At 48.1% G+C, this 24,918-nt stretch carries 21 protein-coding genes; 14 read left to right on the forward strand and 7 right to left on the reverse strand.

Translation table 11 applies throughout. From position 1 onward, the window contains the following. Positions 1-253 precede the first annotated feature (253 nt). Positions 254-1,078, forward strand: a complete 825-nt coding sequence (locus tag HMPREF0650_RS00885; protein WP_004347571.1) for an alpha/beta hydrolase — start codon at positions 254-256, stop codon at positions 1,076-1,078. Positions 1,079-1,183: 105 nt separating this feature from the next. On the opposite strand, the gene HMPREF0650_RS00890 is transcribed toward HMPREF0650_RS00885, so the two are convergent. Further along, entirely contained in the window at positions 1,184-2,359 is a 1,176-nt protein-coding gene (locus tag HMPREF0650_RS00890) for a redoxin domain-containing protein (protein ID WP_081454825.1), read from the reverse strand. A 699-nt stretch (positions 2,360-3,058) separates the two neighbouring features. On the opposite strand from HMPREF0650_RS00890, the gene topA reads away from it, so the two are divergent. The 5 genes from topA to HMPREF0650_RS00915 all read left to right on the forward strand — a co-directional run bounded on the left by topA (position 3,059) and on the right by HMPREF0650_RS00915 (position 9,028). Further along, positions 3,059-5,389 (forward strand): type I DNA topoisomerase, encoded by a 2,331-nt coding sequence (topA, locus tag HMPREF0650_RS00895; RefSeq protein WP_040561971.1) that lies wholly within the window; start codon positions 3,059-3,061, stop codon positions 5,387-5,389. 16 nt (positions 5,390-5,405) lie between these two features. Then, positions 5,406-5,933, forward strand: a complete 528-nt coding sequence (locus HMPREF0650_RS00900) for a shikimate kinase (RefSeq protein WP_004347575.1) — start codon at positions 5,406-5,408, stop codon at positions 5,931-5,933. 22 nt (positions 5,934-5,955) lie between these two features. Further along, positions 5,956-7,848, forward strand: coding sequence for a biosynthetic arginine decarboxylase (speA, locus tag HMPREF0650_RS00905; RefSeq protein ID WP_004347576.1), 1,893 nt, complete (start codon positions 5,956-5,958; stop codon positions 7,846-7,848). Between the two features lie 189 nt (positions 7,849-8,037). After that, complete coding sequence (locus HMPREF0650_RS00910; protein ID WP_004347578.1) at positions 8,038-8,550, forward strand: GFO_1088 family ECF-type sigma factor; 513 nt, start codon at positions 8,038-8,040, stop codon at positions 8,548-8,550. Next, complete coding sequence (locus HMPREF0650_RS00915; protein WP_004347580.1) at positions 8,540-9,028, forward strand: PG0215 family putative anti-sigma factor; 489 nt, start codon at positions 8,540-8,542, stop codon at positions 9,026-9,028. Before HMPREF0650_RS00910 ends, HMPREF0650_RS00915 begins: the two co-directional genes overlap by 11 nt. Before the next feature lie 184 nt (positions 9,029-9,212). Here the strand turns inward: HMPREF0650_RS00915 and HMPREF0650_RS00920 are convergent, their stop codons facing one another. Genes HMPREF0650_RS00920 through HMPREF0650_RS00935 form a run of 4 tightly spaced genes read right to left on the reverse strand, consistent with a single transcriptional unit; the run spans position 9,213 to position 14,260 of the window. Next, positions 9,213-10,058: a CPBP family intramembrane glutamic endopeptidase gene (locus HMPREF0650_RS00920; RefSeq protein ID WP_004347581.1), complete on the reverse strand. Its 846-nt coding sequence runs from the start codon at positions 10,056-10,058 to the stop codon at positions 9,213-9,215. Continuing rightward, entirely contained in the window at positions 10,055-11,005 is a 951-nt protein-coding gene (locus HMPREF0650_RS00925) for a bifunctional riboflavin kinase/FAD synthetase (RefSeq protein WP_040561986.1), read from the reverse strand. Before HMPREF0650_RS00925 ends, HMPREF0650_RS00920 begins: the two co-directional genes overlap by 4 nt. 4 nt (positions 11,006-11,009) lie before the next feature. Next, complete coding sequence (locus HMPREF0650_RS00930) at positions 11,010-11,621, reverse strand: HAD family hydrolase (RefSeq protein WP_040561988.1); 612 nt, start codon at positions 11,619-11,621, stop codon at positions 11,010-11,012. Then, positions 11,618-14,260, reverse strand: coding sequence for a calcium-translocating P-type ATPase, PMCA-type (locus HMPREF0650_RS00935; RefSeq protein ID WP_004347584.1), 2,643 nt, complete (start codon positions 14,258-14,260; stop codon positions 11,618-11,620). Before HMPREF0650_RS00935 ends, HMPREF0650_RS00930 begins: the two co-directional genes overlap by 4 nt. 182 nt (positions 14,261-14,442) lie before the next feature. On the opposite strand from HMPREF0650_RS00935, the gene HMPREF0650_RS00940 reads away from it, so the two are divergent. Together HMPREF0650_RS00940 and HMPREF0650_RS00945 are read left to right on the forward strand one after the other, a co-directional pair. Beyond that, complete coding sequence (locus HMPREF0650_RS00940) at positions 14,443-16,260, forward strand: glycoside hydrolase family 2 protein (RefSeq protein WP_040561972.1); 1,818 nt, start codon at positions 14,443-14,445, stop codon at positions 16,258-16,260. Between the two features lie 11 nt (positions 16,261-16,271). Then, positions 16,272-17,228 (forward strand): alpha/beta hydrolase, encoded by a 957-nt coding sequence (locus HMPREF0650_RS00945; RefSeq protein ID WP_004347586.1) that lies wholly within the window; start codon positions 16,272-16,274, stop codon positions 17,226-17,228. Between the two features lie 98 nt (positions 17,229-17,326). Here HMPREF0650_RS00945 and HMPREF0650_RS00950 read toward each other — a convergent pair whose 3' ends face one another. Then, positions 17,327-18,094: an ABC transporter ATP-binding protein gene (locus HMPREF0650_RS00950; RefSeq protein ID WP_004347589.1), complete on the reverse strand. Its 768-nt coding sequence runs from the start codon at positions 18,092-18,094 to the stop codon at positions 17,327-17,329. A gap of 86 nt (positions 18,095-18,180) precedes the next feature. Between HMPREF0650_RS00950 and HMPREF0650_RS00955 the strand changes: the two genes are divergently transcribed. The 3 genes from HMPREF0650_RS00955 to HMPREF0650_RS00965 all read left to right on the forward strand — a co-directional run bounded on the left by HMPREF0650_RS00955 (position 18,181) and on the right by HMPREF0650_RS00965 (position 21,608). Further along, positions 18,181-20,160: an AAA domain-containing protein gene (locus HMPREF0650_RS00955; protein WP_004347591.1), complete on the forward strand. Its 1,980-nt coding sequence runs from the start codon at positions 18,181-18,183 to the stop codon at positions 20,158-20,160. A 31-nt stretch (positions 20,161-20,191) separates the two neighbouring features. Further along, entirely contained in the window at positions 20,192-20,608 is a 417-nt protein-coding gene (locus HMPREF0650_RS00960) for a hypothetical protein (protein WP_040561973.1), read from the forward strand. 76 nt (positions 20,609-20,684) lie between these two features. Further along, positions 20,685-21,608, forward strand: a complete 924-nt coding sequence (locus HMPREF0650_RS00965; protein ID WP_245543434.1) for a glycoside hydrolase family 43 protein — start codon at positions 20,685-20,687, stop codon at positions 21,606-21,608. Positions 21,609-21,779: 171 nt separating this feature from the next. Here the strand turns inward: HMPREF0650_RS00965 and ribD are convergent, their stop codons facing one another. Next, complete coding sequence (gene ribD, locus HMPREF0650_RS00970; RefSeq protein ID WP_004347594.1) at positions 21,780-22,760, reverse strand: bifunctional diaminohydroxyphosphoribosylaminopyrimidine deaminase/5-amino-6-(5-phosphoribosylamino)uracil reductase RibD; 981 nt, start codon at positions 22,758-22,760, stop codon at positions 21,780-21,782. A gap of 29 nt (positions 22,761-22,789) precedes the next feature. On the opposite strand from ribD, the gene prmC reads away from it, so the two are divergent. Genes prmC through HMPREF0650_RS00985 form a run of 3 tightly spaced genes read left to right on the forward strand, consistent with a single transcriptional unit; the run spans position 22,790 to position 24,841 of the window. After that, a complete protein-coding gene (prmC, locus tag HMPREF0650_RS00975) occupies positions 22,790-23,653 on the forward strand; it encodes a peptide chain release factor N(5)-glutamine methyltransferase (RefSeq protein WP_004347595.1) in 864 nt (287 codons plus the stop codon). Next, on the forward strand, positions 23,650-24,153 hold the full coding sequence (locus HMPREF0650_RS00980; RefSeq protein WP_004347596.1) for a regulatory protein RecX: 504 nt from the start codon (positions 23,650-23,652) through the stop codon (positions 24,151-24,153). Before prmC ends, HMPREF0650_RS00980 begins: the two co-directional genes overlap by 4 nt. Next, the gene (locus tag HMPREF0650_RS00985) at positions 24,146-24,841 is read left to right on the forward strand and encodes a ComF family protein (protein WP_004347597.1); all 696 of its coding nucleotides are present in this window, start codon (positions 24,146-24,148) and stop codon (positions 24,839-24,841) included. Before HMPREF0650_RS00980 ends, HMPREF0650_RS00985 begins: the two co-directional genes overlap by 8 nt. Positions 24,842-24,918 lie beyond the last annotated feature (77 nt).

The following is a 24,918-nucleotide window of genomic DNA, read 5'->3' on the forward strand; positions in this document are numbered from 1 at the left end:
TATTCATAGAATGCCACAAAGTTATAAAAAATCTTCGTATTGTCATCCCTGCACCGATGGCATTTTACCACACCGCAAGACTTTAAGCACGTTAACCGGCAACGATTCGCCGTCAAATGAACCATAACCCCCTTGCCATTACTCCTGAAATAATCTGAAAATCAAAGATACATTTGCACAAAACATTGACAAATCGTATCTTTGCATACAACGATTGGGAACAAAATTGCGTTCCCTTAACAACAACATTTAGATGAAAACAAGAAAACTCCTCTTAACTCTTAGTTTATTCATTGCAGCGACTTATGCGAACGCTCAGCAGGTATTCGACGTGAATTTATGGAATGGCCGAGCCCCACATCCCACCGGTGTTACTACCGACACGGCGAAGGTGCGCGTGTTTCTGCCCGCTGTCAAACGCGCCACAGGACGGGCTGTGGTTATCTGTCCGGGCGGCGGATATGCTCATTTGGCTTGGGAAAACGAAGGAACCAACTGGGCATCGTTCTTCAATGACATGGGCATTGCTGCCATCGTACTGAAATATCGCATGCCCCATGGCGTGAAAGAAGCTCCGCTGAGCGATGCCGAACAGGCGATGCGGCTGGTTCGAAAGAACGCACAGGCATGGCACATCAACCGTAATGACATCGGTATCATGGGGTTCTCAGCCGGTGGGCACCTTGCCTCAACCGTGGCAACCAAAAGCAAAGGCGACGCAAAGGCCAATTTCCAAATACTATTTTATCCCGTGATTACCATGATGCCGGGCTATACACACAAGGGTTCGCACGACAACTTGCTGGGCAAGAATCCAAGTAAGAGCACAGAACGCGAGTATAGTACCGACCTGCAGGTGAGCCGTGTGTCGCCCAGAGCCTTCATCCTCTTGTCTGATGACGATACCGTGGTGCTGCCTGCCAATGGCGTTAACTATTACTTGGAGTTGTATCGGCACGACGTACCGGCATCGTTACACGTCTATCCTTCGGGCGATCATGGTTTTGGATACAACAGTTCGTTCCGCTATCACGTGGAGATGCGGCTCGAATTGCAAGCATGGTTGCGCAGTTTCTAACACAGAAACCGTCCCGCTACGCACCGGTTTGGCGGTTTACACCAGCAACATCTTCACGAAAAGAGGGTGATGGAATTCATTAATCCGTCACCCTCTTTTCGTCTTTTAGAGCCAAGACCGTATCTCAGCATCTAAATCTTTGATTTGCACATCTCGCTTCTGCAAAGTGTTGTTCTTGTCAATGATGAAATAAGTGGGAATATTCTGCACGTTATAGTTCACGAGAATGGCATTCTGCTCATCAGCGTTGGCATGGACATTAATCCAAGGCAACGCCTCTGTCTTTGTCTTCCAAAAGTGCTCATCGGGGTCCAACGACACTTGATAAATCTCAAATCCACGGTCGTGATACTTGTTGTACAGTTCGCGAAGGGCCATGATTCGCTCTGTTGACTGCTTGGAAGCGAAGATATGAAAGTCGAGCATCACCACCTTTCCCTTCAGGTCGGTCAGCTTGCGAAGCACCCCACGGTGATCCGTCAGCGCGATATCAATGAGTCCGGACGTTGCCACCTCACTGGCTGCCAACATCTTACGCTGGTTGTTCTGGATGATTCTCACATCCTTCATACCCTCGATGGCAATGTTGTGCAAGTTAGCTCCGCGCTCAGCCTTTGGGTAGTAAGTGTCCCAACTGGTAGCCACAGCGGCGTAAACCTTCACGTCTTCAGCACTCGCACGTGGATTGAAAATCAGCAAACTTCCGTTCCCAACGTTGATGGTCTGGAAAAGAGCGAAATAAGAAGATGCCTTCATCGGCTCCTTGTAGATGTAGTTCATCTTCACTTTGTCCTTATAGGCCTCAACCACCTTCTGCAAACTGTCGTTGATGGTCTGCGAATTTAAGTTCAAATTCTGAGCAATATCCTGAATTTGCTGTTGCAATGCCATCTGCATCAGCGTGAGTTCCTTAATTTTCGAGCAGTTCTCCGACCCCGTCACCTCGTATTGTGAAGCCATATTAGGGTATTGAGCCTTGACGTTGACCGTCTCGGTAGAGTCGATCGACACGTTGATGATTTGCCCTGCCATGCGCAGGCGGTAGAACTCCGGCGCATCGGTTGCTTTCTCACTGAATGCGAACGAGCCGTCTTCACCCAACCGAACAGAGTCGAGCACCTCCGGTCCGTTCAGTCCCATGTTCTCGAAATACAAGGTGGAATCCTTGGCATTCGCAATAGTACCGTTAACATTGAATTTCTTCTGCGTACACGAAACAGCACACAAAGCACCGCAGGTGATGGCTGTCATGAAAAGAATATGATGGAAAGTCTTTTTCATATTTTTCAAAATAATGGTCTTTCAATGCTGCAAAGATATAGCAAATAATTGAGATTGTCAGCCTACCCAGACGGTTTTTTGCTAGAGCATGCGTTGGCTGGCCATCAATCATGACCACCCATGTGAGTGAATTTTCTTGACAAGAGGCCCAATCATGCTTGCCGTATTTACAAACCATCACCTGCCTGCATGCAAATACGCCAAGGATGAACGTTATTTCTCAACTTGCTGTTACACAGTATATTGCGCATTCATCTCGCCATTTTAACTCCACCTTTTACGCCTTCACTCGGCAAAAGCATTGCTTTTGCATGTCAATAAGCATGCTTTTGCGGTACAACACCATGCTTATTAGGCACCAAAGTGATGCTTATTTTCGATGAATCTCATTGCTTTTATAGCGAAAAAGGCTTGTCATCCTACCAAAATGAGCCGTGTTTTCATCCTATAAGCCTATTGATTCTTTCTAGAATCAAAGTTTTAATGGGTCGTTTTTGGGGCCTTTTTTGGTAAAAATAACCAACATTATACAGTGCCGAACATAATGGTTCAAAACCCTAAGGGTGCTAATTTCGCTCGCTTAAATTTCACAAAATCATCTTAAAAACTTAAAAAACAAAGTAAAATTGCCTATATATAAAAGGTATAAAGAAACTTTTGTTTACTTTTGCCGCAAATTATAAGATTCACAAAGAAACAATGCAGAAAAATTTAGTTATCGTAGAGAGCCCCGCAAAGGCGAAGACTATCGAGAAATTTCTAGGCGAAGACTATAAGGTCATGTCATCATACGGACACATCAGAGACCTGAAGAAAAAAGAGTTGAGCATTGATCCAGATACACTTGAACCCAATTACGAGATTCCGGAAGAGAAGAAAAAGCTTGTCAACGAATTGAAGAAGCAGGCCAAAGAGGCCAAGAAGGTGTGGCTGGCTTCCGATGAGGACCGCGAGGGAGAGGCCATATCATGGCATCTGTGTGAGGTGCTTGGTTTGGACGAAGAGAAGACCAACCGCATTGTCTTTCATGAGATTACCAAGCCAGCCATTCTCGAAGCCATCAAGAATCCACGTCATTTGAACATGGATTTGGTCAACGCACAACAGGCACGCCGTGTGCTCGACCGCCTGGTGGGTTTCCGCTTGTCGCCCGTGTTGTGGCGAAAGGTGAAACCAGCCCTGTCTGCCGGACGTGTACAGAGCGTGGCCGTACGCCTCATCGTAGAGCGCGAACGCGAGATACAAGTCTTCGAAAGCGAGCCTTACTATCGCATCAACGCCATCTTCGTCATCACCAACGAAGACGGATCGGCATCGGAAGTGAAGGCCGAACTGGACAAACGGTTCAACAAACACGAAGAGGCCCTGGCCTTTCTGGAGCAATGTAAGGATGCCAAGTTCACCGTGGACAGCATCACGCGCAAGCCCCTGAAACGCACGCCAGCACCACCTTTCACCACTTCAACCCTGCAACAGGAAGCAGCCCGCAAGTTGGGATTTACGGTTGGACAGACCATGATGGTGGCTCAGCACCTGTATGAGAACGGACAAATCACCTACATGCGTACCGACAGCGTGAACCTCTCACAACTGGCAGTGAACACCTGTAAGGATGAAATCGTGAAGGCATACGGTGCAGAATACAGCAAACCACGCAAGTACCACACGCACTCGAAAGGCGCACAAGAGGCTCACGAGGCCATTCGCCCAACGTACATGAGCAAGCATGAGATAGAGGGCACGTCGCAAGAACGCCGGTTGTACGACCTGATTTGGAAACGCACGCTAGCCAGTCAGATGGCTGACGCACAGTTGGAGAAGACAACCGTGACCATTGACGTAAGCGGTGTGAAAGAACAGTTTACAGCCAATGTCGAAATCATCACGTTTGAAGGTTTCATCAAGGCTTATCACGAGTCGAACGACGAGGATGAGAATAACCAAGATGACTACACCCACTCGCTGCCAGCCCTGAAGGAAGGCGACCTATTGGAACGTCGTGAAATCACCTCAACCGAACGCTATTCGCAAAGTCCGATACGCTACACGGAAGCCAGTCTGGTGAAGAAACTGGAAGAATTGGGCATCGGTCGACCCTCTACCTACGCGCCCACCATCAGCACCATACAGCAAAGAGAATATGTGCAGAAGGGCGATAAGAAGGGTACTGATAGGGCATACACCATCGATTCGCTGAAGGGCGGCAAGATAACGTCCAAGACTAAGAAAGAAGTGGTGGGCAACGAAAAAGGAAAACTGTTGCCTACGGACATCGGAATGGTGGTGAACGACTTCCTGATGGAGAACTTCCCCAGTATCATGGACTACAACTTCACCGCAAATGTGGAAGAGAAATTCGACAGCATTGCTGAGGGAAACACCGAGTGGAACAAGATGATGAAGAGCTTTGACAAGAGCTTCAAGCCCACTGTAGAAAAGGTGATGAACGCACGAAGCGAGCACAAGGCTGGCGAACGTGAGCTGGGTATCGACCCCAAGAGTGGCAAACCGGTGTTCGTGAAGATTGGCAGATACGGACCAGTGGTACAAATCGGTACGGCCGATGATGACGAGAAGCCCCGATTCTCACAACTCCCAGCGGACAAAAGCATGGAGGAGATGACCTTGGAAGATGCGCTCGAATTGTTCAAACTTCCTCGCACCGTGGGTCAGTTTGAAGGCACTGACGTGGTGATTGGGGCTGGACGCTTCGGACCCTACGTGCTTCATCAGAAAAAATATGTGTCACTGCCCAAAGAAGAAAACCCGCTAAAGGTGACTTTGGAAACTGCCATCCAACTGATAGAACAGAAACGGAAGCAGGAGAAAGAGAGGCACATCAAGTCGTTTGAACAAGACGCAAAATTGGAAGTGCTGAATGGTCGTTACGGCCCTTACATCGCTTATGACGGCAAGAATTATCGCTTGCCCAAGGCCATGCATAGCAAGGCAGCCGACTTAACCTATGAGGAGTGCATGGACATCGTGCATGCGGCACCTGCAAAGAAGACGGCCAGGAGCAAGAAATAATTAACTCACCCCAAGCATGGACCGCATCATCATTATGGGATACATGGGCTCGGGCAAGACAACGCTTGGAAAAGCTTTGTCTAAAGACCTTGACATGCCGTTTTATGATCTTGACTGGTACATCGAAAGCAGGATGAGAAAAACCATCAAACAGCTCTTTGAGGAGCGAGGCGAAGAGGGGTTCAGGCAGATAGAGTACCGCATGCTGCACGAAGTGGCTGAGTTTGAACACGTCATCCTGAGTTGCGGAGGTGGCACGCCGTGCTTCTTTGACAACATCGACTACATGAACCGGCAGGGCGAAACCGTTTTTCTGAAAGCCTCGCCCGAGGTGCTTTACGGCCATTTGAAGATGGGCAGGACGGTCAGACCCCTGTTGCTGGGCAAGACACCAGAGGAAGTGAAAACCTTCATCGGCACGCAACTGAAAGAGCGCGAGCCCTTTTATACGCAGGCAAAGCATACGCTGGACGTCAGTTTGATGGACTCTTACGGCAAGATACAGGCAACCGTAGACCAATTAAAAGTATTATTAAATCTATAAAAAACAGTTTCGTAAAACAACAATGAAGAAGTGGACGATTGAAGATTCAAAAGAGTTGTACAACATCAATGGATGGGGTGTTTCTTATTTTGGCATCAACGAAAAGGGCAATGCCTATGTGATGCCGTGCAAGGACAATACCGAAATAGACCTGCGAGACGTGATGGACGAGCTGGCTTTGCGCGACGTGAGTTCGCCTGTACTATTGCGTTTCCCCGACATTCTTGACAACCGCATCGAGAAAACGGCCAGCTGCTTTGCGCAAGCTGCAAAAGAATACGATTACAAAGCCGAGAACTTCATCATCTACCCTATCAAGGTGAACCAAATGCAGCCCGTGGTGGAAGAGATTATCTCTCACGGACAGAAGTTCAACCTGGGTTTGGAGGCGGGCAGCAAGCCAGAACTTCATGCCGTGATTGCCGTGCAATGCCAGAGCGATTCGCTCATCATTTGCAACGGATACAAAGACCAGAGTTACATAGAGTTGGCACTTTTGGCGCAAAAGATGGGCAAACGCATCTTCATTGTCATTGAGAAACTGAACGAACTGGACATCATCGCCAAGGCTGCGAAGAAGATTGGCGTACGGCCGAACATTGGTATTCGAATCAAGTTGGCATCATCCGGTTCGGGTAAATGGGCAGACAGCGGCGGAGATGCCTCGAAGTTTGGACTGAATTCCTCTGAACTTCTGCTGGCCTTGAAGATGCTGGAGGAGAAAGGACTCAAAGACTGTCTGCATCTCATCCACTTCCACATCGGTTCTCAAATCACCAAAATTCGCCGCATCCAGACGGCTCTTCGCGAGGCCGCGCAATACTACATCAACCTACATAAGATGGGGTACAACGTTGATTTCGTGGACTGTGGGGGCGGACTGGGCGTAGATTATGACGGAACGCGCTCGTCGAGCAGCGAAAGTTCGGTGAATTACTCCATCCAAGAGTATGTCAACGACTGTATTTACACCTTCATTGATGCGGCCAACAAGAATGGCGTGCCACACCCAAACCTCATCACAGAGAGCGGTCGGTCATTGACAGCGCACCACTCGGTGTTGGTCATTGACGTGTTGGAAACAGCCAGTCTACCGTCCATGCCTGATGAATTTGAGCCAACCGAAGAAGAACACCAGCTGGTAAAAGACCTGTATGAGATATGGGATAACCTCAATCCACGCTCGATGTTGGAAGATTGGCACGATGCAGAGCAAATACGCGAAGAGTCACTCGACTTGTTCGCACTGGGCATTGTCGACCTACAAACGCGCGCAGAGATAGAAAGCATGTACTGGAGTGTGTGTCGGGAAATCAACATGTTGTCCAAGTCAATGAAGCATGTCCCTGATGAGTTGAGGAATCTTGACAAGCTATTGGCCGATAAATACTTCTGTAATTTCTCTCTATTCCAGTCGCTTCCCGATAGTTGGGCTATCGATCAGCTCTTCCCTATCTTACCGATTCAGCGGCTGGACGAACGTCCCACACGCAATGCCACACTGCAAGACATCACCTGCGACAGCGATGGAAAGATAGCAAACTTCGTGACCAACCGCAATATTTCACACGTGTTGCCTCTGCACCCATTGAAGAAAGGCGAGCCTTACTACCTCGGCGTGTTCCTTGTTGGGGCCTACCAGGAAATCTTAGGCGACCTGCACAATCTCTTTGGCGACACCAATGCCGTGCACATCTCCGTGAAAAACGGCAAATACAGCATCGACCAAGTGATTGATGGAGAGACGGTAGACGAGGTACTCGACTATGTTCAATACAGTCCGAAGAAACTGGTTAGACAACTGGAAACGTGGGTAACGAAGAGTGTTAAGCTGGGAAAAATATCCTTGGAAGAAGGTAAAGAGTTTTTAAACAACTACCGTTCGGGTCTTTACGGATATACTTACCTGGAATAATCCGTGGTGGCGACACACTTTTTTATACCTGCTGCACACGATTCCACCAACGTCTACCTCTTGTAAAGAAGGCTTCACCAATAACAAAAAAGACAAGATTCATCCTACTGATTAACCTAAAAAAATAGTTAAATCTGCAGGTGCATGTAACTTATCCCTATCTCAATCGTCATTTAATTAGAGGCAAAGATGAAGAATATCAGTTTTCGTAACGATGTCTTACCACTCAAAGATGCGCTCTACAGGTTAGCTTTGCGCATCACCCTCAGTCATGAGGAGGCCCAAGACATCGTACAAGACACACTGATAAAGGTTTGGGACAAGCGTGAAAGCTGGAATGAAATAGAATCGATAGAAGCCTTCAGCATCACTATCTGCCGCAACTTAGCGCTCGACAGAATCAAGAAGCACGACAATCTCAATGATTCGCTCGAAGAAAGACAGACAGAAAGCCCAGACACCTCCTCGACACCATTCGAGGATACCCTACAACAAGACAGGATAGAGCTTGTGAGAAACCTCGTGAATGCGCTTCCAGAAAAACAAAGAAGCTGCATGCAACTCAGAGATTTCGAGGGAAAGCCTTACAAAGAAATTGCCAAAATACTGGGCATCAGTGAAGAACAAGTGAAAGTAAACATCTTCAGAGCCCGGCAAACGGTAAAAGAAAGATTTCAAAAATACGACAATTATGGATTATAAATATATCGAACAACTATTGGAACGCTATTGGGCATGCGAGACAACGCTTCAAGAAGAAGAGATTCTCCGCACGTTCTTCAGTCAGGAAGACGTTCCAGCGGACTTGCAAAAGTACCGCGCATTGTTCGTATACGCTCAACAAGAAGCAACCCAAAAGGTACTGGGAGACGACTTTGATGAGAAGATTCTGTCCATGATCGATGAGCCAACACCGGTCAAAGCGCGCACCATCAAGATGAGACAACGGCTGATGCCGCTCTTCAAGGCAGCCGCCGTGGTAGCCATCATCCTGACATTGAGCAACGCATTGCAGGTTCCGTTCATGCAGAACAACGACAACATAGGTGCATCCTATGATGGAACAGAACAACTACAACAAGGTACTTCAGTGGCCATTGGCGACTCTGCGACAATAGACAGCATGCAACAAAGCAACATAACACCCGCAGATGTGCAGCCGGCTACCATCATCAAATAAGATAATTTCTATGCTTTCTCAATTATAAAACATGTTTAGTAAAACAAAAACGAAGCTGTGAAGCTTCACTTTTCTCTCAAATTTTTCATAACATACTAACGTACTTAAGAAACGCCACCAAAGGGGTGGCGTTTCGCTATTTTAGTCATTTCATTTTCATGTCTACCCACCAACAACCCAACAGCTATTCTACAGGTTCGGCTTTCTTCAATCTTCGGGACAATTGGAACAAGGCTGGAAGCATGATGCACAGAGAGAAAAGCAAACTCATCCACACGGCTTGCTGACTACCTCCAAAGATGTCAACAAGATTGCCATTAGCTGAGCTGGGAATGAGATTATACACCATGAATATTGTAGAGTTGTTTACCCAATGCAAAACAATGCCAGGTACTATACTATTGGTGCGCACATACATCCATCCCAACAACAAACCCATGAGAAAAGCGTGCGGCAATTGAGCCATATTGAAATGTGCAAGACCAAAAATCAACGCCGAAAGGATGATGGACAGCCAAGCTGTACGGCCACGGAAGAGTTGAAGTAAGGTGCGAAGAACGGCGCCTCTGAAAACAGTTTCTTCGGCAATTGGCACCAAAATGCCAACGGAAAGATATCCCCAACGATTGCCCATCAGGGCATTGAGCATTCGTTCTAAGCCAGAAGGCACCTCCACTTCCATCTGCTCAAGCAGCCATGCCGAGGGGATGATGGTGCCCAATGATAGTAAAACCACCCAAAACAACGCCGCCCAAGGCTTACTGCGCACATACGAACGTGCCACAGGTGTCCATTTAAGCGACATGAATAAGACGATTGTCAGCACACTGGAAACGGCAGAAGTGGCGATGACCGTCGTCGAACTGAACACGCGGTGCGACTGAAGATAGTGCAATGCGGTCCCGAAGTCCATGCCATTGTGCAGCAAAGACAAGATGCTGACCAAATAAGTGGCCAACACTTGAAGCATGATAAACACCACTAAATACCATGCAATATCTAATATTCCTTTGATTGATTTGCGCATCATTTCTCTATTTTGTTAAAATAAGAATCTACTTCCCGTGCATCTTCCGCTATTTTAGCATGTAACAACGCCAAGCTGTCAAACCGCTTTTCATCGCGAAGGCGTTTGAAAAAGGCCACGGAGAGTTGCTTATCATAGATATTTTCATGAAATCCTTCGAGGATATGAGTTTCAATTGTCAGGCTTGTTCCATTGTAGGTGGGGCGCATACCGATGCTGGTCATCGCCCGATACCATGGCCCTGTCCCCTCTACCTGCGCTTTCACGGCATAAACACCCATGGCAGGAAGCAGCTGTGTGATTTCGCTTAAATTGAGATTGGCTGTAGGAAAACCAAGTTTCCGACCCTCTTTACATCCATCAACGACATGAGCCGTGAGCACATAGGGTCGCCCTAAACAGCGATTGGCCTGCTCCATTGAACCTTCATGGATGTATTTTCGAATGGCAGAAGAACTCACATGCACGGCATCTTTGATTAAAGAAAACTCCTCACTGCGTATCACCTCGATGCCTAATGCCCGTCCATAGCACACATAATCGTCAAATCCTTCTTCCCGATTGTGTCCAAACCGATTATCATAACCAATCACCAACTTGCGTACCTGTAACCGACGATGGAGCACATTGCCCATGAATTGTTGGGCTGTCATGTTCGCCATCTCTTGCGTAAAGGGCAATACCACGACCTGATCAACAGCTGTTGCAGAGAGTAGTTGCAGCTTTTGTTCGGTCGTGGTCAACAGTTCGGGGACATAATGACTGTGTAACACTTGGCGAGGATGCTTGTCAAACGTGATGACCATGGATGACAATCCTGCGTCACGAGCTGTCTTCACGACCTGGCGTATCAAGAATTGATGCCCCAAATGCACCCCATCGAAGAACCCAATGGTTGCCACACAGGGACTCGTTAGAACCGTTTTTTCATCCAATATCATGGTTTTCATATCCTTACCACGCATTTATCCAATCGTTACCTGTGGTTTCGTGCATCACCTGGATGCCCAGTTGTGCAGCCGATTCACAGTTTTCTTTTACGTCATCAATAAAGAGTGTCTCTGCTGCTTGCAGCTGTGAGCGCCTCAATACGGTCTCAAAAATCTTGCGGTCGGGCTTGGTAAGCTGCAACTTGTACGACAGATAAACGTCTTCGAAATAATCATTTACCCCCAAATTGTGATAGGGAAAGAAATCTGTCACGCATTTCTGCCAGTGCATGTCATTAGTGTTGCTCAACAGAAAAAGCCGATAATCTTTCTTCAAGTCAACCAAGCGTTGTTTCTTCTCATCAGGAATACCTACCAAAAGTTGGTTCCATGCCCAGACAATTTCCTTATTCTCGGCCTTGCATCTGCTCATGCTGCGAACCTCATCACAAAACTCTTCCGTCGTCATTTGGCCCGTTTCAATGCCAAAAAACAAATCAGCCGTGCGATGATCCCGAACATAAGAGGCAACGTCTCCAGCCCCTATCTGCTCAAAAGCACGCACGCAGCGCTGTTTATCAAGCCCTACAAGCACGCAACCCAGGTCAAATATGATGTTTTTGACGTTCTGTTTCATGATTTTCTTGCCCTTAATCGTTTCGTCCATCGCCACAGTTCACCCACCCAAAGCACAACAGAAGTAAAGCCAATGATGCCCAACCAATCGCTGAGCGACAACGGTACGGTGCGGAACATCTTACCTCCGAAGGTCACTATGAGCCACTGTCCCAAGATAACCAACAGCAACACGAGCAGCAGTCCCTTGTCTTTCCAAAGATAACGGAATGCCGAATGATTGGAACCAAGCGTCTTTGCATTGAACAGGTTCCACAGCTGAATCATCACAAAGGTTGTGAAGAAGATGGTCAACTCACGCATACTGATGCCTTGCGACACATTACGTTCGCAATAAATGAGCATGGCAAACAGGAAAATAAAGAAGGTCACGCCGCAGAAAAGAATGCCTTGGCGCATCTCTTTATTAAGGATGAACTCGTTTTCCTTACGCGGTTTGTCTTTCATCACCTCGCGTGAAGGAGGCAAAGAGGCCAATGCCATGGCCGCAAAGGTATCCATCAGGAGGTTCACCCACAATATCTGTGTCACCGTGAGCGGCATCTCCACACCGATGAAAGCCCCTCCAAGGACAAGAAGTAGCGCTGTGATGTTGACAATAAGTTGGAAAAAGAGGAAACGTTGGATATTCTTATACAACGAACGACCCCACATCACGGCATGCGCGATAGAGCCAAACGAGTCGTCGAGCAACGTCATATCGCTGGCTTCCTTAGCCACACTGGTTCCCGACCCTAATGACAAACCCACATGAGCATAATGCAATGCAGGCGCGTCATTGGTTCCATCGCCCGTCACAGCCACCACTTCTTTGCGCTTTTGCAGCATTTCCACAAGTCGTTGTTTATCCGATGGACGCGCTCGCGACATCACTTTGATGGTATGAGCACGCTCGTATGCCTCTTCATCCGACAGCGCATTCCACTCTGGACCAGTCAGTGCAGCCTCCTTGGGCGTATCATCATTCCAGACACCTATCTGCCTTGCTATCTCAATAGCGGTGGCTTGCGTATCTCCCGTCACTACCTTCACCTCGATACCCGCTTGCTGACACTGGTTAACAGCACTTGGAACATCCGCGCGAACAGGGTCACTAATCGCAGCAACGCACTGCAAAGAGAGATTTTGTAAGTGATTCTTTATTTGGATATTGGATAGCACATCCGCTTCAAGTTGCTTGCAAGCAAACGCCAAAGTGCGCATGGCCTTGTGCTGATAACCCAACAAAGTAGACTGATAGGATTGTTTTTCAGCCTCAGACAAGGTGCAGAAGTTCATCACAATCTCTGGTGCTCCCTTAACAAAGAGATACTTTCTGCCACCCATCTCTGCAACGGTTGCCATGTACTTGTTTTCTGTTGAGAATGGCAACTGTGCTATCGTGGTGGCTTGGTTACGGATGGTTTGATAGTCAACGCCATGCTTTTGCAACCATGTCAGCAGGGCTATCTCCGTTGGATTACCGATTCCAGCACCATCTTCTCCCAACTCTGCTGTTGTATTCAGGGCGATAGCTTGAGCCAGCACATCGTGTTCAGAAACCTCCGTAACGACTGAAGAGCCAGCCATCTCCATGACCGTCATCTTGTTTTCTGTCAACGTTCCCGTTTTATCGGTGCAGATAACTGTCACCGCCCCCATCGTTTCACACGCATGCAGCTTCCTAACCAGGTTGTTGCTCTTCAACATCCGGCGCATATTCAGCGCCAAACTCAAGGTTACGGCCATAGGAAGTCCTTCGGGTACGGCCATCACTATCAGCGTGACAGCCATCATGAAATACTGCAACACCACCTCGGCCATCTTGAAATAATCTGTGCCTTGCCATACGGCGTCGTTCACAAGGATGTCGTGTATGAGGAAGATGACGAAAGCAGCTACAGCCACTACCGACCCAACCACCGAGATGAGTTTAGCCAATTTGGCCAATTGGGTATCCAAAGGCGTTTGGGTATGCGTTATTTCGCTCGAGTTGCGGGCCACCTTACCAATCTCCGTAGCATCGCCAATGGCTGTGACAATGGCTGCACCACGGCCATTCATGACCATCGTACTGCGCAAGACCATGTCATGAGGGTAGGTTTTTTCATGTGCTTCTTCCTCCTCGTCATCATCCACATCAATACCCTTTGAGCAGATAGGTTCGCCCGTTAACGACGATTCGTCTATCAACAAATCAACGGCCTTGACGAGTTTTCCGTCGGCAGGTATCTCGTCACCCACCTCAATGATCATCAAATCGCCTACTACCACATCCTTTCGAGGAATCTCAACGACATACCCATTGCGTCGAACCTTCACCAACGACTCTTCATTTAGCGCATTAAGAATGTTGAATTTCTTGGCTGCATCCCGCTCAAAGTAAAAGCCGACGCTGGTTGCAAAGAAGATGGCAACAAAGATACCAATGGTTTCAATAAAGTTCTGCTCAACGAAAGCTAACACCAATGAGACAGCGGCAGCAATCAAAAGCACTTGAATGATGGGGTCGCGATACTTGTCCAAATACAATTTCCACAACGAGGTTGTAGGGGGTGGCGTCAGTATGTTTTTACCAAATTTTATCCTGTTAGCCGCCACTTGTTCGTCTGTCAAGCCTGTATGATGGTTCCTTGCGTTTTTAATGTCTTGCGTACTCATAATCTGTGCAAAGTTACTTGAATTCAAGAGCATAGCAAAATAAATGGAACGATTCCTCTTTACTCATTTTGCTAATAATTGTAAAAAGATGCTACAACTTCTTCTTTCTACCAATTATTCGGATTAAAATATGTAACTTTGAAACATCATTATTTATTCTTAACATTGTTTTAACTAGAAAAATGAAAAAACTAAACGTACTTTTACTCGCCTTATTTGTCTATACAGCCGCCATGGCACAATGGAAACCTGTTGGCGACAAAATTAAAACCGACTGGGCCAACAAGGTAAACCCCAGCAACGTGCTGCCCGAGTACCCCCGTCCTATTATGGAAAGAAGTCAGTGGCAAAACCTTAATGGATTGTGGAACTATGCCATTCGCAACCGTGGAGCAGCCGGAACGAATATCAACGACGGAAAAATTTTGGTGCCTTTCGCCATCGAGTCGAGCCTTTCAGGAGTACAGAAGACCGTGGGCAAGGACAAAGAATTGTGGTACGAGCGTACCTTCAGTGTGCCTGCTGCCTGGTCGGGCAAGAACATTCTGCTGCATTTTGGTGCGGTTGATTGGAAAGCCGACGTGTTCCTCAACGACATCAAGATAGGCTCTCACAAGGGTGGTTTTTCCGCTTTCAGCTTTGACATCACACCTTATTTGACAAATGGACAGCAAAAGTTGGTCGTGAGGGTATGGGATCCAACGACTGACGGACACCAACCCGTAGGAAAACAACGTACCAAACCAGAAGGAATCTGGTACACACCCGTTACCGGCATCTGGCAAACGGTATGGTTGGAGCCTGTTAACAAAAAGCACATTGCAGCCGTTTACAACACCCCCAACATTGATGAAAGCAAGTTGACGGTATGCACAAAGACAGACGGAACCCAGCAGGGCGACGTGATTAGTGTTGTGATGAAAGACGGCAACAAGATTGTTGCTAGGGGAAAAGCCATCGCCGGGCAGGAAGTGGAGCTGTTTGTACAGAACCAAAAGCTATGGACACCAGATTCTCCGTTCTTGTATGACCTGGAAATCTCCCTCCTCTCGGGTGGTAAAACCGTCGATGTTGTGAAGAGCTACAGTGCCATGCGCAAGATTTCATCGGTGCGTGATGGGGCTGGTGTGTGGCGTATGCAGCTCAACAACAAGAACCTTTTCCAATATGGCCCACTCGACCAAGGTTACTGGCCTGACGGTCTTTTCACGGCTCCCACAGAAGAAGCCATGATCTACGACATCAAAAAGACCAAGGACATGGGCTTCAACATGATTCGCAAGCACATGAAGGTGGAGCCAGCTCGTTGGTATACAGCCTGTGACAAGCTGGGTATTCTGGTATGGCAAGACATGCCTATGGGCGACATTCAGCACGGACCCGACTGGCAGAACCACGAGTACTATCAGGAAACAGGACGCTTAGCCAATCGTTCAGCCGAGTCGGAAGAAAACTTCAAGCGTGAGTGGAAAGCCATTATCGGCCAATTCTACTCCTATCCTTCCATCGTTGTGTGGACGCCTTTCAATGAGGCTTGGGGACAATTTAAAACTGAAGAGATTACTGCATTTACGAAAGCGCTCGATTCTACCCGTCTCATTAACTCGGCCAGTGGTGGCAACCACTTCAAGACGGGCGACATTCTGGACCTTCACAATTATCCTGGACCGATGATGTACCTCTACGACTTCAACCGCACGACAGTGCTCGGCGAGTTTGGTGGACTGGGATTGCCGCTGAAAGGACACCTCTGGCAGGCTGACCGCAATTGGGGTTACGTACAATTCAAAAACAGCAAAGAGGTTACAGACCGCTACGTTGAGTTGCTGGAAGAACTCAAACCCATGATTCGCCAGGGCTTCTCAGCAGCAGTATATACCCAAACAACCGACGTTGAAGGTGAGGTGAACGGACTGATGACCTACGACAGAAAGGTGATTAAGCTGGACGAAAATCGAGTGAGAAAGGCCAATCTAGAGCTGTACAAACTCTATAAATAACTAAGAATCCTATGAGAAAAAGTATTAAAATCTCATTAATTACTGTCACCATCGTTGTGCTACTGGCAATCGTTGGTGGCAGTATTTACATGATAGAATACTCGTTGAGACGCCCTTACCCCATCAACGTGTCCTACAAAGACCGTTTTGCGCACGTCATCAATGACAACCCAGAGATTAAACCCTGGATAGACAGCCTGACCCAAGGCAACCTCATCCATGACACCCTGGTAACGATGCAAGACGATGAGCAGCATCATGCCGTTTTCGTCTATGCGCCACAACCCACCCGCAAGACGGCTGTTGTGCTGCATGGTTACCACGACTCTCATACGGGCATGATGCAGATAGCCCACATCTATGCCCGCATGGGTTACAATGTGCTGCTACCCGACCACCATGCGCATGGCTGGAGCGAAGGCGAGATGGTACAAATGGGATGGAAAGAGCGCCACGACGTGCTGCGCTGGATGGCCATTGCCGACTCGCTTTTCAGCGATTCAACCGGCCATTCCGAGCAAGTGGTCCACGGTATCTCCATGGGAGCCGCACTCACCATGTGCGTTTCGGGTGAAGACACCCCCGACTATGTCAAGTGCTTTGTGGAAGATTGTGGTTACACCAGCGTGTGGGACGAGTTCAAAAACGAACTGAAAACGCAGTTTGGGCTACCTCCCTTCCCCCTACTCTACACGGCCAGCGCACTAAACAAGCTGCTGTACGGATGGTCGTTCGGGGAGGCTTCACCCTTGAAGCAGGTGGCCAAATGCCAAAAGCCCATGCTCTTTATCCATGGAGACCGCGATACTTACGTGCGAACCGATATGGTTTATCCGCTTTACAAGGCCAAATCTCAACCGAAACAGTTGTGGATAGCCAAGGGTTCTAAACACGCTGAGAGCTACAAGGACCATCGACAAGAATATACGGAAGTTGTGAAGAAATTTGTCAGCCGATACATTCCTTAACAACCCTCATTTACTCCTGCCGGTCCTCCAGCTGTAACATTCTGCACAGACGATTGGCCTGGAGTAACTTCTCACATGAGAAAACGCCGATGAAACCTTCATTTTTGAAGTCTAACAACGCGGTCATCGGCATCAAAACGGATATGTTCACTTTCGATGAAATGGTGCAAAGTACCGTCTTCAATGAGCTGTTTCGTCGTCCCGGTGTGTAGCTTTTGTTGATTATCCAGCAGCCATATCTCGTCTGTTATCTGTAAAGCCAGTTCGATATCATGGATGGATAAGAACACGGTCTTATCCAACTCATGTGCCAATTGGGACAACAGACGCAGCGTGTCCACCTTACTTTGGAAATCAAGAAAGGCCGTTGGTTCGTCTAAGATGATGATGGGCGTTTGCTGTGCCAGGGCTTTTGCTATCATTACCTTTTGCCGTTCACCATCACTTAGGCTCGAAATATTCCTTTCAGCCAACTGCTCGATGCCCACCAGTTGCATGGCTTTCGAGATAATTTTGTGGTCTTCGTCCGACAAAACGCCCCAAAATCCCGTGTAGGGCGTGCGCCCCAACCCCACCAATTCGGTTGCGGTAAGATTCCGAATGTCCATTCTTTCCGTCAGAACCACACTGATTTTTTCGGCCAATTCTAGGTGAGATAGCCGTTCCAAGGGTGTTCCTTGAATATATATTTTGCCCGCTATGGGTGGTATAAAGCCCGCCAGAGTGCGTAAAAGAGTAGATTTACCCACACCATTTCGCCCCAGCAAACAGGTCAACCGACCGCTGTTCAGGGTAGAATTGATATCCGATACGACCGCATGTTTGCCGTATCCGATGGACAAATTGTATAATTGAATGGTCTGCATGTCTGTTGCAAAGATAGCGAATTACGCAAAATATAACGTTCGTAGCTCGTCAATTCTTGCTAAAAAGCGTATCTTTGTCCGTACTTATGTCATCACAATCGGCTATTTCAGAACTCAAACGTCAGAAGTTGTTACTCCAATTGGAGTATGCAACAGAGAAGGATGCTTTCCGTAAGCAGACGGAGATGATGGGTATAGCCAGAAAGGTAAAGCGCGGTGATGCATGGTTTCCCGTCCGTGTGGGCAAGAGTTTTTACAACTCGCTCAATCAGTTGGCGGTCGAAGTGTTTCGTACTGCCGATGAAGAGATTAGTCACAATTTTGAATACGGACGCCCGGTTGCCTTCTTTCAGATGGTTCAGAAGGCAGGAAGACACGATGAAATGGGCAAAAACAATGCATCCACAGCTTCTAAATCACTTTCTTATTTCCCCGTAACGGGCATAGTGAGCTATGCCGATAACGACCGAATGGTGGTGACGTTGCCTGACAATGGCATGGTTACCTCCATCCAAACGGCCGAACAGGTGGGCGTACAACTATTCTTTGACGAGACTTCTTATCGGTTGATGTTCGATGCCTTAGACCGCGTGATGAATGCCAAAGACAACCGATTGGCCTATCTTCGCAACCTTTTTTATTCGACTTCGCAGACTGCCGAGTGCTTTTCTTTTGATGACATTCGGTTTCCTTGGCTCAATGACCTGCAAGCAGAAGCCGTGAACAAGGTGTTGAAAGCCAAGGATGTGATGGTGGTTCATGGTCCTCCGGGTACCGGCAAGACCACCACACTCGTGGAGGCAATCTACGAAACCCTCAAGCGTGAGAGTCAAGTTTTGGTCTGTGCGCAGAGCAATATGGCGGTCGATTGGATTAGTGAACGACTTGTTGACCGAGGTGTGAACGTGCTTCGCATCGGCAATCCCACGCGAGTGAACGATAAAATGCTCTCGTTTACCTACGAACGAAGGTTCGAATCACATCCCGATTATCCGCAATTATGGGCCATACGCAAAGCCCTTCGTCAACTCAAACAGCATCGTAAGACGGCTGGTTCTGGCTTCCATCAGAAGGTGGAACGCCTCCAAGAACGGGCAACCGAATTGGAGATACGCATCAAAGGACAGCTTTTTGGAGAAGCAAGGGTCATCGCTTCCACCTTAACAGGTACCGCCAACCGCCTTCTGATGGGTCAAAAGTATCAAACATTGTTCATTGATGAGGCCGCACAGGCATTAGAAGCTGCCTGCTGGATAGCCATTCGGAAGGTTCACCGCGTGGTGTTGGCTGGCGACCACTGTCAGTTGCCACCGACAATCAAAAGCATTGCTGCCTTAAAGGGTGGATTGGACAAGACGCTGATGCAACGCATTGTAGAGAATAAACCAGAAGTAGTGACGATGCTTGGCATGCAATATCGCATGAATGATCAGATTATGCGCTTCTCGAGCGACTGGTTTTATCACGGAAAAGTTCAGAGTGCGCCAGCTATTAAGTATCGGGGAATCTTGGATTATGATGTTCCCATCCAGTGGATAGATACCGCCGAACAGGCAGAAAACGCCCATTTCATCGAAGAATCTGCATCGGACGCACCGACATTTCAGGAACATTTTGTGGGTGAAAGCTTTGGCAGAATCAATGAAGATGAAGCTGAATTAACCCTCAGCGCCCTGGAACAGTATTTCAATAAGATTGGTAAACAGCGTTTATTGGACGAAGCTGTCGACGTAGGCATCATCTCTCCGTATCGCGCACAAGTGCAGTATTTGCGCCGACTCATTAAAAAACGTCCCTTTTTCAAGCCCTTTCGTCATCTCATAAGCGTGAACACGGTTGATGGTTTTCAAGGACAGGAACGAGATGTAATCCTCATTTCGCTGGTCAGGGCAAACGAAGATGGACAGATAGGCTTTCTTCGTGACCTGCGGCGGATGAACGTTGCCATGACCCGAGCCCGCATGAAACTCATCATCTTAGGACATGTTCCCACGCTGGTGCGCCATCCTTTCTATAAAAAACTGTATGACTATACGCAGAGTTTACAACAAGATGCTGTTTGGTAAACATGCTCTAAATCCCTAAACACCATATATTATGTTAGAACGCGACTACATTATGCGGCTTATCCGCGAGTTTCTGGCAGCCCTGGCCCGACTGTTAGAGAAAAAAGAAGTGACCGACAGGCACGAGGAACTCAAAAAACTGTACGACCAATATATTGGTCCTTACACCTTCTACCATCTGGCCCCGGTGGAAAAAGTCATTGAGACCCTTGGCCAAGAGGATGAGGAAAAGCGATTTTACAAGATGGAAATGCTGGCCGAACTCTATCTGGCAGAGGCTGACATGGTGTCGAAACCCGAAGGCGACCTGCTGCTTAAGAAGTCTTTTGCGCTGTTCGATTTCCTTGATCATTACAGCAAGATCTACTCTATAGATCGCCTCAAGAAGATGGATGCCATCCAACAGAGATTATCAAACAACAACAAAAACGAAACCAAAACAACCTAGAATGACAAGTAAAGTATTTTTTTTCAAGAAAAGTATCGTACTGGCCGTGGCTGCATTGGCACTCGCCACAAGCGGCATGGCACAGAAAAAGAAAATGAGCGGCAACCCCATCTTCCCGGGATGGTATGCCGATCCAGAGGCTGTAGTGTACAATGGTGAGTATTGGGTGTTCCCCACTTACTCGGCACCTTTCGACGAACAAACCTTTCTGGATGCGTTCTCATCGCCCGATTTGGTGAACTGGACGAAGCATCCACGGGTGCTTGACAACTCAAATGTGAAATGGGTGCGGCGCGCTATGTGGGCTCCGGCGGTGATACATGCCAACAATAAGTATTACCTCTTCTTCGGTGGAAACGACGTACACCAAGGAGAAGTGGGCGGTATTGGCGTTGCTGTGGCCGATAGGCCAGAAGGTCCGTACAAAGATGCGCTGGGCAAACCGCTCATCAACGAAATTGTTAATGGGGCACAACCTATTGATCAGTTTGTCTTTAAGGACGATGATGGACAGTATTACATGTACTATGGCGGCTGGGGACACTGCAATATGGTGAAATTGGCTCCCGACCTGTTGAGCCTTGTACCTTTTCCCGACGGAGTAACGTTTAAGGAAGTAACTCCTAAGAACTATGTGGAAGGCCCGTTCATGCTGAAAAAAGACGGAAAATACTACTTCATGTGGTCTGAAGGAGGATGGACCGGCCCAGATTATTGCGTGGCCTATGCCATCTCTGACTCGCCTTTCGGTCCCTTCGAGCGCGTAGGAAAGATTCTCGAACAGGATGACAAAATCGCACGGGGAGCAGGCCATCACTCCGTCATTAAGGGCAATGGCAAAGACGAGTGGTACATTGTGTACCACAGACGCCCATTGACAGAAACCGATGGAAACCATCGTGAGACCTGCATTGACCGCATGTATTTCGATAAAAACGGCTTCATCAAACCCGTTAAGATGACCGTAGAGGGCGTAAAGAAGGTGAAGAAACGTAAGTAAGAAAGTTGAACAGCAAAGCAAGTGCTTGCTAATAGTAATTTAATTGCATTGACTTTGGGCTTCAAAGTCAATGCAATTGGCATGCAAACTCATTGAGATAGGCGCCCAATCTCAATGAGTTTGTTTTTGCATCTATAATCCTTTGCTTTTCAATGAGTTGCCATATCGTTTTCAAACACATTGAACAGACTTTGACAACCATGAGGGGCAGATGCCCAAGGCTTCCCCTCGACCGAACGTATCTACCACGTTACCATCGTACACCTCACGTTGAAGCAGAATCAGTCCAGCTGGTAAAACGGGCGCTTTCGTACCCCCCGAGACCAACAAACGACTAGTCTCCACGCGTATTTCGTCCCACAAACCCGCATCGATGAAGCTCTGCAACGTCTTGGCTCCACCCTCTACCATCAACGACTGTACATGTTGTTGATGCAAATCTGCCATCAATTGAGGCAGCGTGATGCCGTCGCGCAGCACCAAGCGCAAGGGATCGGGGCCCGACCACTCACGCACCGTGAGGCGTGGATGCTCGCGTTCGTCCGTCACGCGACCAACAAGAATGGCGTCGTACTGCGCCCGCAACCGATGCACCAGCATCTGAGTGAATGGCGTGGATAATGCCAAAGGCTCTCCGTCGGCATCTAAAAAGCCATTGATGGTTTGGGCCCATTTCAGTAGGATATACGGTCGTTCAAGCATATTGTACACGTTGAACTGCCGATTCAGCGCACGGCACTCCTCGTCCAACACGCCAACCGTCACGTCAATGCCCGCGTCACGAAGTTTCTGCACACCGCGTCCGTGCACTTGGGCAAATGGGTCAATGCAGCCACATACCACACGTTTCACATGCTTTCTGATGATCAAATCGGCGCAGGGAGGGGTCTTGCCTGTGTGACAACAAGGCTCCAAACTAACGTAGAGCGTGCTTTGCGGCAGCAAAGGCTCGTCTGCGGGACGGACGGATGCGAAGGCATTGACCTCAGCGTGGGCCTGTCCACACCGCACATGATAACCTTCGCCCAATATTCTACCTTGATAAACAATCACTGCACCCACCATGGGATTGGGCTTAGCCAAAGCCCTACCCTGCTTGGCCAGCTGAAGGCAGCGCCGCATGTACATTTTATCAAGCTCTTCTTGGTTCATGTTCTTATTTTTTTAGTATATTTGTTGCCATGAAAAATTATCGGGAACTCTGGGAACAACTCACCCCCCTATACGATGAAACCGAAGCAAAAGCAGTGGTCAGAACGGTATTGGAGGTGCGTTTTGGATTGACTCTCACCGACATTCTGTGTGGCAAAGTTAACGATTTATCGGCAGAAGAAGGTCGTTCTTTGGAGAAAATCATGCAGCGGTTGCGGCAAGCAGAACCAGTACAATATGTATTAGGTGAAGCTGAGTTTGCCGGTCGCAGGTTCAAAGTGGTACCGGGTGTGCTGATTCCACGCCCCGAAACGGAGGAACTTTGCGCCTGGATTGTCAGCGAACAAAAACCGACTGACGGGAATCCCACCACGATTTTGGACATCGGAACAGGCTCGGGATGCCTCGCAGTGACGCTTAGTTTGGACATTCCAGGTGCGGCAGTGTCGGCTTGGGACATCTCTCAGGATGCGTTGCTCATAGCGAACGAAAACGCAAAGGCATGGAAGGTACCTGTTAGTTTTGCGCTTCAGGATGCCTTAGCGGCACCAAAAGACTCGATGAAATGGGACATTATTGCATCAAACCCACCCTACATCTGTCCTTCTGAAGCAGCAGAAATGGCGCAAAACGTGCTGAAATTCGAGCCGTCCACGGCTCTGTTTGTTCCACAAAGCGACCCGCTGCTGTTCTACAAAGCCATCGCCAACTATGCCATTGAAGCACTCATACCCGACGGAAAACTGTATGTTGAAATCAATCCACTATACAGAAACCAACTGGAAGAAATGCTCAAAAACGTAGGTTTCATCGATATTGAAATCCGAAAAGACGCTTTTGGCAAGGACAGAATGGCCAGAGCGACCCGCCCTTGTCAAACCGAAAAGTCATGAAAACATTGTTGATGATGAACGAAAAGAAAGAAATAACCGAAAAAGAGGCATGGAACAAGCTATCTGCCCTTTGTGCCAAAGCGGAACACTGCAGCGGAGAGATGGTTCGGAAGATGAGCCTTTGGGGCTTGGACAGTACGGTTCAAGAGCGCATCATGGATCGACTGATTGCCGGGAAATACGTTGATGACGAACGCTACACGCGTGCGTTTGTCAACGACAAGATGACTTACAACCAGTGGGGACGCCTCAAGATTGAGCAAGCCTTGTATCAGAAAGGGGTATCGAAGGATGTGTCAAACAGGGTTCTCGATGAGATTCCAGACGAAGACTACATCGCCATTCTGCGGCCACTCATCCAGCGTAAGTGGAAAACTGTAACGGGTCGTAATGACTATGAGCGCAGCATGAAGCTCATCCGCTTTGCCATGGGTAGGGGATTTGACATTGAACAGATTAAACAATGTATCGACCAAGCTGACGACTGGATGAATGATTAGTTTTATCAGCAGAATCCTTGACCTGATATCTCCCCGCACTTGTGTGGAATGCAGGCGGAGATTGACCGAAGGCGAACAGGTGTTGTGCGCCTCGTGCAACCTACATTTGCCTCGTACTCACTACGAAGACGATGCCTACGACAACGAGATGGCCCAACTGTTCTGGGTCCGCATTCCCATTGAACGTGCGGCAGCATTGTTCTTCTATCAAGCTCGGTCGGAGGCAAGTCGCATGATTTACGCCCTGAAATATGGCGATCACCCTGAGATTGGCGAACAATTAGGATGCCTAACCGCTGAGGAGTTTCAGGCTAAAGGATTCTTCAAAGGCATCGATTGCATCGTGCCCGTTCCGCTGACGAAAGGCCGTGAGCGTCAAAGAGGATACAACCAAAGTCTTGAAATCGCCAAGGGGGTAAGCCAGGTGTGCGGTGTACCCATCATGAAGCATGCACTAAAACGTGTGAAGTTTAAGGACAGCCAGACACATAAGAATCGGTTGGCTCGCACGGAGAATGTGGAAGACGCCTTTCAACTGGCCGAAAACGCGGGGTTGATGGGCAAACATGTGCTGATCATCGATGACATCGTGACCACTGGGGCCACCATCTGCGCCTGCGGAAAGGCGCTGCAGCGGGACGGAAGGGTACACGTCAGCGTGCTTTCTTTGGGTTGGGCAAAAGGATAGAACAGCACGAATGCCGCCAAAAAAGCCACTCATCCCTTTGGAATATAGGAGATTTCAACTATCTTTGCAATATATAC

The sequence above is a fragment of the Hoylesella buccalis ATCC 35310 genome (assembly GCF_000177075.1).
Classification (GTDB): Bacteria; Bacteroidota; Bacteroidia; order Bacteroidales; family Bacteroidaceae; genus Prevotella; species Prevotella buccalis.